This is a genomic window from Actinopolymorpha sp. B17G11 (assembly GCF_040196095.1).
GTDB lineage: Bacteria > Actinomycetota > Actinomycetes > Propionibacteriales > Actinopolymorphaceae > Thermasporomyces.
In genome coordinates this window covers 58,716-69,405 of record NZ_JBEFTW010000039.1, presented here as the reverse complement: position 1 = coordinate 69,405, position 10,690 = coordinate 58,716, and the positions used below count along the sequence as shown (strand labels likewise).

The 10,690-nt window shown below is 67.6% G+C and carries 11 protein-coding genes; 6 read left to right on the top strand and 5 right to left on the bottom strand.

Going from position 1 to position 10,690, the window contains the following annotated elements:
- On the top strand, positions 1-598 hold a 598-nt coding region (locus tag ABN028_RS29500; RefSeq protein ID WP_349698871.1), incomplete at its 5' end, for a bifunctional 5,10-methylenetetrahydrofolate dehydrogenase/5,10-methenyltetrahydrofolate cyclohydrolase.
- Here the strand turns inward: ABN028_RS29500 and ABN028_RS29495 are convergent.
- Positions 589-1,338, bottom strand: coding sequence for a hypothetical protein (locus tag ABN028_RS29495; protein WP_349331168.1), 750 nt, complete (start codon positions 1,336-1,338; stop codon positions 589-591). The genes ABN028_RS29500 and ABN028_RS29495 overlap by 10 nt on opposite strands.
- 188 nt (positions 1,339-1,526) lie before the next feature.
- Here ABN028_RS29495 and ABN028_RS29490 point away from each other — a divergent pair, with 188 nt between their 5' ends.
- From ABN028_RS29490 to ABN028_RS29470, 5 genes are all read left to right on the top strand, one after another.
- Complete coding sequence (locus ABN028_RS29490; protein ID WP_349698870.1) at positions 1,527-2,672, top strand: HNH endonuclease signature motif containing protein; 1,146 nt, start codon at positions 1,527-1,529, stop codon at positions 2,670-2,672.
- 133 nt (positions 2,673-2,805) lie between these two features.
- A complete protein-coding gene (locus tag ABN028_RS29485) occupies positions 2,806-3,711 on the top strand; it encodes a methyltransferase (RefSeq protein WP_349698869.1) in 906 nt (301 codons plus the stop codon).
- 51 nt (positions 3,712-3,762) lie between these two features.
- Complete coding sequence (locus tag ABN028_RS29480) at positions 3,763-4,611, top strand: PHP domain-containing protein (protein ID WP_349331165.1); 849 nt, start codon at positions 3,763-3,765, stop codon at positions 4,609-4,611.
- A 67-nt stretch (positions 4,612-4,678) separates the two neighbouring features.
- A complete protein-coding gene (locus ABN028_RS29475) occupies positions 4,679-5,521 on the top strand; it encodes an alpha/beta fold hydrolase (RefSeq protein ID WP_349331164.1) in 843 nt (280 codons plus the stop codon).
- Positions 5,518-6,990 (top strand): flavin-containing monooxygenase, encoded by a 1,473-nt coding sequence (locus ABN028_RS29470; protein WP_349698868.1) that lies wholly within the window; start codon positions 5,518-5,520, stop codon positions 6,988-6,990. The genes ABN028_RS29475 and ABN028_RS29470 overlap by 4 nt, the downstream gene beginning before the upstream one ends.
- 80 nt (positions 6,991-7,070) lie before the next feature.
- Here ABN028_RS29470 and ABN028_RS29465 read toward each other — a convergent pair whose 3' ends face one another.
- From ABN028_RS29465 to ABN028_RS29450, 4 genes are all read right to left on the bottom strand, one after another.
- Positions 7,071-7,847 carry an aminoglycoside phosphotransferase family protein gene (locus ABN028_RS29465; protein ID WP_349331162.1) on the bottom strand — a complete coding sequence of 259 codons (777 nt, stop codon included), beginning with the start codon at positions 7,845-7,847 and terminating at the stop codon, positions 7,071-7,073.
- 111 nt (positions 7,848-7,958) lie between these two features.
- Entirely contained in the window at positions 7,959-8,303 is a 345-nt protein-coding gene (locus ABN028_RS29460; RefSeq protein WP_349331161.1) for an RNHCP domain-containing protein, read from the bottom strand.
- A 206-nt stretch (positions 8,304-8,509) separates the two neighbouring features.
- Positions 8,510-9,589, bottom strand: coding sequence for an ABC transporter ATP-binding protein (locus tag ABN028_RS29455; RefSeq protein WP_349331160.1), 1,080 nt, complete (start codon positions 9,587-9,589; stop codon positions 8,510-8,512).
- Positions 9,586-10,683 carry an ABC transporter ATP-binding protein gene (locus ABN028_RS29450; RefSeq protein ID WP_349698867.1) on the bottom strand — a complete coding sequence of 366 codons (1,098 nt, stop codon included), beginning with the start codon at positions 10,681-10,683 and terminating at the stop codon, positions 9,586-9,588. Before ABN028_RS29450 ends, ABN028_RS29455 begins: the two co-directional genes overlap by 4 nt.
- Positions 10,684-10,690 lie beyond the last annotated feature (7 nt).

Genomic DNA, 10,690 nt, shown 5'->3' with positions numbered 1-10,690 from the left:
CGTGGTCTGCCAGACGCCGGTGCCCACGGGCACAACGCTGTCGGAGGTCGCCGGATCGATCGTGGCCGCGAAGGACGTCGACGGGGCCAACCCGACGTCGCTCGGCATGGTCGCGGCGGGCATCTCCGGGGCGTTCGCGCCGGCAACCGCGGCGGCCGTCATGGAGATCCTGCGCTCGTCCGGCGTCGCCCTCTCCGGTCGGCGGGCGGTGGTGGTCGGGCGTTCGACCGTCGTCGGCAAACCCACTGCCCTGTTGCTGCTGGCCGAACACGCGACCGTGACCGTGTGCCACTCGCGAACGAGCGACCTGGCGGCGGTCTGCCGGGAGGCCGACGTCCTGGTCGCGGCCGTGGGGTGGCCGGGTTTGATCGACGCCTCGCACGTACGCCCGGGCGCGGTGGTGATCGACGTGGGGACCAACCCGACCCCGGACGGTGAGCTCGTCGGCGACGTCGACGCCGAGGCGGTGGGCGAGGTGGCGGGAGCGCTGACGCCGGTGCCCGGAGGCGTCGGACCGGTGACCACCGCCATGCTGCTGCACCACACCGTGCAGGCGGCGGCGCGACTCTCCGGCTCGGTGGCTGCTCGTCAGGGCTGAGTGTTGCCTGTGGCGTGGCTGCCTTTCAGGTCCGCGCGGTGCAGGAGCGAGTCATGCCCGCCGCCGGCAAGGACCGCGCGGTGCAGGTACGAGCCACGTACGCCGCAGGCGCGGTCCGGCTGGTGCCAGCTGATCAGCTCGGCGGCACCGAACTCGAGCTCCCCCAGCTCGAGGTCCTTGCGCGCATCGCACCATGCGACAACGGCCCCGGTGTCGGGAACGGGCGCGGCGAAGTGGACCAGATGGGCGTACCAACCCGTGCGGACCCGGGTCTCGATCGGTGGCACTGCGTACCGCTCCAGGATCGTTCGCAGTCGTCGACGGAGCTCGTCCGCGGTGTCGTCGCGGGGGTAGCCGACCACCGCAATGCCACCTGGGTGCGGGCTCACGCCGCGGACGACCATGCGGAGTGCAGGGAGGTCCTCGGCCGCCTCGTCCAACGCCCGGACGTACGTACGAAGTCGGGGATCGTCGCGCGGGACGCACGACCGGTGCGGTTCGAGCGCGCGAATCGTGAAATGGATGTCGCCGGGTCCGTGCGCCCAGTGCCCAGCGCCTGCCACCGCGTCGGCCTCGCGCCCCAGGTCGGCCAGCACCTGCATCACCGGATGAGCGGAGCGGAAGACCACACTGATGCCCCAGCGACCACCGTCGTGGAGCGGCTGCTCGGGATTGATCGTGCCGGCGAGAATCGCCTGCCGCCCACGGGCCCGAACACTCGCCCCGTCGCTCTGTTCCAACGATCCGCATCCTCTCACCCGAACATCCGGGCATTGTACGGCCAGCGAGATCGCCGCCCCGTGATCATGATCGAGATCATGAAGGATTCTCGGCGTATAGCCGCCCTTCCTTTCATGATCATGGAACAGCCCTTGTTCTACAGGGCTTTCGCGGCTCGGTTGTCGGTGGTCGCGGCTATGGTTGGATCATGGAAACGGGGACCACGCGCACCACACCGCAGCAGGCGAATGCGTTGTCGGTGGTGGTGTCGCGCATGCGCAGCCGGCTCGGTGAGGAGTTGCCGCCGGCGTTGTGGTCGATGGGCGAGGGCGAACTCATCGACCTGTTGGTTGACCTGCAGGGGTTGATCGCCCAGTGCGACGCCGGACTGCTGGCCGCGATCAGCGAGGCCGATCGTCGCGACCTCGGCAAGACCGCCGGTGCCACCTCCACCACGAGCTGGCTGTCCGACATCCTGCGGATACGTCTCGGCCAGGCCAGTCGGAAAGTCAAACTTGCCAGAGATCTCGACACATCGTTGGTGATGACTCGGACCGAGATGAACACCGGCCGGATCAGCGCCGACACCGCCGACGTGATCGCCCAGACGATGCGGGACCTACCATCCGAGGCCGGACCAGATGCACGGTTCGACGCCGAACACGCCATGCTCGAGCACGCCCGCACCTTTCACCCCGGGGAGTTGACGAAGATCGGCACAACGATCCTCAACTCCGGCGAATCACCATCCCACGCTGGTGAGAAGCCGCACCTGGTCATCCGCATCGACAGCAACGACCTCGCCAATGGCACCGGCTACGCCACCCTGCTCCGCACCGGCACCCCCATCTCGGCGCGCACCGCCCAACGGATGGCCTGCGATGCGAAGATCAGCGTCAGGGGCACCATCAACGGCGAAGAAGCACTCACCGACGGCACCCGGCTCTTCGTCGGCAAAACCCGCCGGCTGCTCGAACTCCGGGATCGCGGATGTGCCTTTCCTGGATGCGACCGCCCGCCATCATGGTGTGAGGGCCACCATGTGATCGCCTGGCTGAAAGGCGGGCCAAACCACGGTCGCGAACGGCGTCTTGCTGTGCGCATTTCACCACCGCCTCATCCACCAGGGAGCCTGGACCGTGCGCATAGCCGGCGACGGCATGCCGGAATATGTCCCACCCGAATGGATCAGCAGAACCCGAGAACCCTTACGCAACACAAGACATCGAACGTAGGGGTTGGTAGTTGTCCACTTCACCGGCAGGATGGCGCTCATGTCGGCAAACCTCGGAGCCCTCAGCGACCTCTGCACGCCGTGGTGCGTTCGGGTCGTGGCAACCCTTCGCATCGCTGAACTCCTCGCGGACGCAGAGAGCACCGCAGAGACAGGCAGGACCACAGACGCAGACAACACCGCAGAGGCTGACAGGACGACAGGCGGCGAGGGCGACGGCAGCGGGCCGGCGCGCGCAGATGCCGCGGCAGACATGGATACGACCGTCGGCATTGACGACCTCGCCTCGGCGGCTGGCTGCGATCCCGACGTCCTCTACCGGGTGCTCTCGCACCTCGTCACCAAGGGCGTGTTCGACGAGCCCACGGCCGGACGGTTCGCGATCAACGAGACCGCACGCGCGCTGCTCGACCCTGGTACGCACCTCTTCCTCGACCTCGACGGCATCGGCGGCAGGATGGCACACGCATGGAGCACGCTCCTGAAGGCCGTACGCACCGGAGAGCCCGCCTACCATGAAGTCTTCGGCCGACCGTTCTGGGAGGACCTGGACGCCCATCCGGACGTCGCGGCCAGCTTCGACGATCTCATGGGCCCCGCCGGACATGGCACCCCAGACACCGACATCCTGGTCACCGGCGACTGGGACTCGGTGCGCACCGTGGTCGATGTCGGCGGAGGCACAGGCGCGCTGCTCGCGGAAATCCTGCGTACGCATCCACACATCCATGCCAGCCTGGTCGATCTGCCGAGGACAGTCGCACGCGCGGACTCGACGTTCCGGTCCGCAGGAGTGGCCGACCGCGTTACCACACATGGACAGAGTTTCTTCGATTTGCTGCCTGGCAAGGCCGATTTCTACCTCCTGATGTCCATCCTCAACGACTGGCCGGACCGCGAGGCCGTCGCGATCCTGAAGCGCTGCGCCGAAGCGGCACACCCCCATGGCCGGGTTCTGATCGTCGGTGGGGTTTCCGACGGCGCAGGAAGGTCGGCCGCCCTGATACCGGAGACAGTCCTGATGGGAGGCAAGGATCGACGCCTCACCAATTTCGGCGAGCTCGCCCGCGCGGCCGGGCTCGAGGTCCATGCGACCAGGCACCTCCCGACCGGGCACCTCGCCGTCGAGTGCCGCCCCCACGACCCAGAAAGGCAGTGACCCCGCTGCCCCCTGGCGTTCCAACGGCAAGGGCACGGCACACTGGACGTGATGAGCCGACGAACATCGCCACCACCGGACAACCATGTTCACAGCGAATGGTCTTGGGACGCGGAGAACGGTTCGATGGAACGGACCTGCGCCCGGGCCGTCGAGATCGGTCTTCCCGCGATCGCGTTCACCGAACACGCCGACTTCACGCCGTGGGTGGTCGCCGCCGACGATCCGGCGCCTCCACCGCCCTCACTCGTCGACGCCGACGGTCTCTTCAGCCCACCGGGTCTCGACGTCGACGGTTACCTGGCATGCCTGCAAGTCTGCCGAGACAAGTTCCCCGACCTGCGGATCATGTCCGGTGTCGAACTCGGCGAAGCTCACTGGCACCGGCGGGCCGCCGCAGATCTGCTGTCCGGCGACCGCTTCGACCGGGTGTTGGGATCCCTGCACGCCTTGCAGAGCAACGGCCGCTACGTGGAGCCTTCGCAGCTCTTCCGCGAGCAGCCAGTGGCCGAGGTCGTTTGGGGCTATCTGGCCGAGGTGACCCGCCTCATCGAGCAGTCCGACGCCTTCGAGGTCCTGGCCCACATCGACTATGTCCTCCGGTACTTGCCGGCCGACGCGGGACCGTTCGACCCGACGGCCTTCGAAGACGAGTTTCGGACCGCGCTCGACGCTCTGGCTCGCTCGGGACGGGCCCTCGAGGTCAACACCCGGCTCCCCCTGCACGCACAGGTGGTTCGCTGGTGGTACGACGTCGGCGGTGAAGCAGTCACCTTCGGCAGCGACGCCCACGAGCCGGCCATGCTCGCGACCGGGTTCTCCTCCGCCGCCGCGATGGTGGAGGCCGCCGGCTTCCATCCGGGCCGGCATCCGTACGACTTCTGGCGCCGTCACCGCTGAAGCGGCGTCCGGACCAGACCCGCATCGTCTCCGCGCCGATCGTGAACGTCGGCCCCTCCAGCAGATCGTGACCGGTCGTCCATTCCGTGAGAATGTGGTCGTCGACGGGACGGGTGGAGAGGAGACGGTCGTCGTGACTCTGGCGTACGAACGGCAAGGAACCGGTGCTCCGCTCGTTCTGCTCCACGGGCTTGGCCACCGCCGACAGGGGTGGCGCCCGGTGATCGACCTGCTCGCCAGGGAGTTCGACGTCATCGCCGTCGACCTGCCCGGGTTCGGTGAATCCTCACCGGTCGGCCCGCGGTGGCGCGAGGACCTCACGCCCGCCATCTCGGCGTTCTGCGACGACCTCGGCCTGAAACGCCCGCACGTCGCCGGTAACAGTCTCGGCGGCGCGCTCGCCCTGGAACTCGCGATCTCCGGACGGGTCGCGTCCGCCACCGCCCTCGCGCCGGCAGGTTTCTGGACCACGTCGGAACGCCGCCGGGCGCTGGCCACGCTCCACACGTTACGGGCGACCACCTTCCTGCCGGTGGCCGTGCAACGCTCCCTTCTCGCCTCGCGGCAGATGCGTCGCTGGACGTACGGGGTGTTCGTCGGCGAGCCGGATCGTCTTCCACCCGCGGCGATCCTCGACGACAGTCTCGCGATGCGTGCCGGGAAGAGCTTCCGGCCGGTGGCGCGGCATGGCCGCGGTTATGCGGTCACGGGCACCCTCCAGTGCCCGGTCACCGTGGCGTGGGGGACCCGGGACCGGATCCTTCCGTACGTGCAGGCCGACCGCGCCAGACAGCGCTTCCCCGAGGCCCGTCACGTCGACCTTCCGGGCTGTGGCCACGTACCGATGAGCGACGATCCCGTCCTGGTCGCCACCACCATCGGACACACCGTCAAGGGACGCAGGCCATGACCGACGGCGCATCGACCACACAGCCGGCGATCGTGGTCATCGGTGCCGGGTTCGGCGGCATCGGCATGGCGATCCAGCTGAAGAAGGCCGGAATCCACAGCTTCGTCATCCTCGAGAAGGACGACGACCTCGGCGGCACCTGGCGCGCCAACGGCTATCCCGGCTGTGCCTGCGACGTGCCGTCGCACCTCTATTCGTACTCCTACGAACTCAATCCGGACTGGTCGCGGATGTTCTCACCACGGGAGGAGATCTGGGACTATCTGCGTCGCTGCGTGGAGAAGTACGCGGTGGCGCCGCACATTCGTTACGGCGTACATGTCGAGTCGATGGAATGGCAGGACGACACGCGCCGCTGGCATGTCACGACCGCGACCGGCGAGGTTCTGACACCGAGGGCGGTCGTGTCCGGGGTCGGGTCGCTGCACGTGCCGTCCTATCCCGACATCCCTGGCGCGGAACGGTTCGGCGGCGTGAGCTTCCACTCGTCGGCCTGGGACGATTCGTACGACCTGACCGGCAAGCGGGTCGCGGTGATCGGGACCGGTGCAAGCGCAGTCCAGTTCGTTCCCCGAATCGCCGAGAAGGTTTCCCGGCTGCACGTCTTCCAGCGAACGCCGCCGTGGATCCATCCCCGGCCGGACACCGAGATTCCCGCGAAGCGACGCGCGCTCTTCCGGCGCATTCCGCCGGCGATGCGGGCGTTTCGTACGGCGATCTACGGCGGGCTCGAACTCCGCGCTCTCGGATTCGCGGTGAACCCCAAGCTGATGGAACCGCTGGAGGCGCTCGGGCGGCGGCATCTCGAACGCCAGGTCGCCGACCCGGACCTGCGGGCGAAACTCACGCCCGACTACACGATCGGCTGCAACCGGATCCTGCTGTCGTCGGACTACTATCCAGCGCTCGCGCGGCCGCACGCCGATCTCGTGACCGACGGAATCGCCGAGATCGACGAGCGGGGAATCCGTACGCACGAAGGAGATTCGTACGACGTCGACGCGATCATCTACGGTACCGGCTTCAAGGTCACCTCTGCCCTGATGGAACGCCAGATCGTCGGCCGGAACGGCGTGAAGATCCAGGACGCCTGGGCCGGCGGCATCGAGGCGCACCATGGCATCTCGGTCGCCGGATTCCCCAACTTCTTCATGCTTCTCGGCCCGAACACCGGCCTCGGCCACACGTCGGTCGTGTTCATGATCGAGGCGCAGGTCCAGCACATCATGAGCTGCCTGCGGCTGTTGCTGCGGCACCGGGCGGACGTGATCGAGGTCAGGCCGTCCGCCCAACGTCGTTCGAACGAACGCCTGCACCGGCGACTCCGCAAGGCGGTGTGGAGTGTGGGCGGATGCCGAAGCTGGTATCTGGACGAGGACGGTGTCAACCGGACGATCTGGCCCGGCTTCTCCTTCGAGTACTGGGCACGCGCCCGTCGCGCCAGGCGCGCTGACTACGACCTCACCTGAGGTGCCGGTGCGGGCTGGTTCGCAGCAGGGGCACCCCTCATCCATCCTGGAGTGGTCCTGAGATGCCGCCAGCCGAACAGTCAGGGCGCAAAGAGGCGGCGATTCTGCTCACTCCACCGGATGCGGTCCCGCAGTTCGTCCAGATAGCCGGCGGCCACCAGCTCCCGCTGGCGCTCGTGTCCCTCGTCCGCGAGTCTCTGGACGGTGCCCAGCCCAGCCTGCTGCACCGCGATCACCTCATCGACCAGGCCCTCGGTCGATGCCAGTCCGTACGCCTCGGCGAAGATCTCGAGGCGCCGCAGCCGGTCCGGAGGCTCCGGATAGCGCAACCACCGCAGGCATTCGGCGTCGTCGCGGAACGGAACCATGTACTCCAGCGCGTACGCGACGTCCTGCCGGGGCGACGCGAGGTTGGCGTACTCCCAGTCGAGCAGGCCAACCGGCTGGACTCCCTGCCAGACGATGTTCCACGGCCCGAAGTCCCCGTGGCAGACCACCTCGCCCGGCCCGCCGGTCCCCCGCTGCCCGGTGAACCAGACCGGCTCGACGTCCGGCCGCCATGCCGCCACGACGTCGTGGTACTCCCGAAGCAGCCGCGCCGCCGCCCGCAGACCGCCCTCGTCGACGACCTTCGCCCAGCCGTCCGGGCCCGACTCGCCCTCGATGTAGGTGAGGATGTCCACGTCGCCTTCGATGCCGACCACGTGCGGGGCGTACGCAAACCCGGCGTCACACAGGTAGCCGAGCAGCGCATGGACGGCGGGAGTCCATGGCTGCAGGGGATGGCGGACAGTCGAGCCGACCCGGACCACCGGCCGGTCGGAGCGGTCCTGGAGGATCTCGCCGTCTTCTGCCACCCCCGCACGGTACAAGCCGGGCAGGGGTACGCCGCCAGCCGTTTTCCGACCAGCGCCGGAGCTCCCGCCCCTGTTCACCACTCGCCCTGAGGCCAGCTACCCGTCGCCGCTCTACTCGTCCTGCAGTCGCTGGAACGGGAACGGCGGCATCGTCAACGGCAATGCGGCCAGTCGGACGAGGAGCAGCGGATTGTCATCGCCGGCGGTCTTGTTGAGCCGGAGCCGCCCGCAGTTCGTACAGCGGTGGATGAGGACCCACCGACCCTTGCCGCGCACGGTGACCGCGATGGGTTCCATCCCGCCGGCGCAGTCGGTCTTCCGGTCACCCGGCACGTTGCGATCAAGGTGCCGGGACCACAGACAACTCGGACAGTGATTGCGATGGGAGGTGCCGGGCGCGTCGAGCGAGACGTCTACCCCGCAGTGCGCGCACCGGAACGAACGTGCGAATGCCAACCTGAGAGACCTTTCGGAGCGAGGGTACGAAACCGGACAAACATGACTCGTCTCCTTTCAGTCTCGGTGGCGTCACGCCAGTCGTTGATCGGGCCGGGTAAGCAGACCAGGAAGCACACCGCGGCGTCAAGCGAGAATGTCTCCGGGCAGAGGTGAGACCGGACGCCGATGAGTGCCTCGGGGACGCAGGCGGCGCGGGCCGGGTGTCATGCGTCCTCGGCGGGGATCGTCGCACTTGCGAGGGACAGCTTCTCCGCGTGGTGGCAGGCCGCGAGGTGGTGGCCGTCGATCACCCGGAGTTCCGGTCGCTCCGTCGTACACCGTTCCTCGTCGGCGTACCGGCACCGGGTGTGGAAGAAGCATCCGCTCGGCGGATTGGCGGGGTCGGGGAAGTTGTCCGACAGCCGGATCCGGCGTCCGCTGCCCCGCAGCCGCGGGTCCGGGCGCGGCACCGCCGACAGCAGAGCCTCGGTGTAGGGGTGCTGCGGATCGTCGTACAACTCCTCGGTCGTGGCGACCTCGACGATCCTTCCGAGGTACATCACCGCCACGCGGTTGCAGATGCTCTCGACGACGGACATGTCGTGGGAGATGAACAGGTACGTGAGATCGAACTCGTCCTGCAGATCGCGTAGCAGGTTGAGGATCTGCGCCCGGACCGAGACGTCCAGCGCGGACACCGCCTCGTCGGCGATGACGAGTTGGGGATTGACGATGAGCGCGCGGGCGATGTTGACCCGCTGACGTTCACCACCGGAGAACGCATGCGGATAACGGCGCATGTGCGACGGTGACAAGCCGACCTTGCGCAGGATCTCGGCCACCCGGTCCTCCACCTCAGAGCCCCGCGCGACCCCGCTGGCCGTGAGCGGATCACCCACGATCTGCAGGATCGTCATGCGCGGATTGAGCGAGGAGAACGGGTCCTGGAAGATCACCCGGATCCTTCGTTGGTACGCACGGAGCTGCCGGATGCCCATCGGCGCCAGGTCGACCGCACTGCCATCATCGTTGCGGTAGTACAGGTGACCGTCGGTGGGTTGGCAGCTGCGGACGATGCACCTTCCCAGCGTCGTCTTCCCGCAGCCGGACTCACCCACCAGGCCGAGAACCTCGCCAGGACGGATCGCGAAGCTGACGTCATTGACCGCCTGGACATGGCCCGTCGTCCGCGCGAAGAGCCCGCGACCTCTGATGGGAAAGCGCATCGAGAGGTTCTCGACCCGCAGCAACGCTCCGGTGTCGTCCGTACGTACGGAGTCGGTGGTTTCCGCCGCTGTCGTCATGCTCCCTCCCCTCCGTCCACCCGGACTCCCGTGCCCTGGCGCAGCTCGTGCTTTCGGAGCAGGTCAGGATCGTGCAGAACGCAGCGGACGCGGCGCTCGTCGGCGAGCGTGACCGTCGGCGGTTCGACCATGTCGCACAGGCCCGGGACCTCGTGGTCGCAGCGCGGCTGGAACGGACAGCCCCTCGGCCGGTCGAGCGGATGAGGCACCTGCCCGCGGATCGACGACAGTCGTTGCCGCACCCCGCGACCCATGGTGGGGATGGAGTCCAGCAGTGCCCGAGTGTAGGGATGCTTCGGGTCATGGAAGATCTCGTCAACGCCGCCTTGCTCCACCACGGTTCCGAGGTACATCACGATCACCTCGTCGGCGATCTCGGCGACCACACCCAGGTCGTGCGTGATGAACATCATCGCCATCCCGGTGTCGCGCTGGATGTCGATCAGCAGGTCGATGATGCGCGCCTGGGTCGTGACGTCGAGCGCCGTCGTCGGCTCGTCGGCGATGAGCAGTCTCGGCTCGCAGGCCAACGCGATGGCGATCATCACCCGCTGGCACATGCCACCAGAGAGCTGGAAGGGATAACTGCCCATCGTCCGTTCAGGTCGGGGAATGCCGACGCGTTCCAACAGGCCGATGCCGCGTTTCCAGGCATCCTCCTTGCTCAACGGCAGATGTACCTGGATCGCCTCGACGAGCTGGTTCGCCACGGTGTAGACAGGCGACAGGGACGCCATCGGCTCCTGGAAGACCATCGAGATCTCGTTGCCGCGAATCTTCCGCATCCTTTCGCCACGGATGTCGTAGGCCGCCAGGTCGACGCGATCCTCATCGGCGGCCGCGGCGCCGTTCGTTCCGGCACCGTCCGTACGCCACCAGACGTGGCCATCGACCACCTGGCCGGGCGACTCCACCAGACCGAGGATCGACCGGGCAGTGATGCTCTTTCCGCAGCCGGACTCCCCGACCACGCACACCGTCTTGCCCTCAGGCAGGTTGAGGTCGACACCATCGACAGCACGGACCACACCGTCGTCGGTGAAGAAGTGCGTCTTCAGTCCCTCGATCACGAGTAGACCGTCTGAACGTGGCATCGATCTC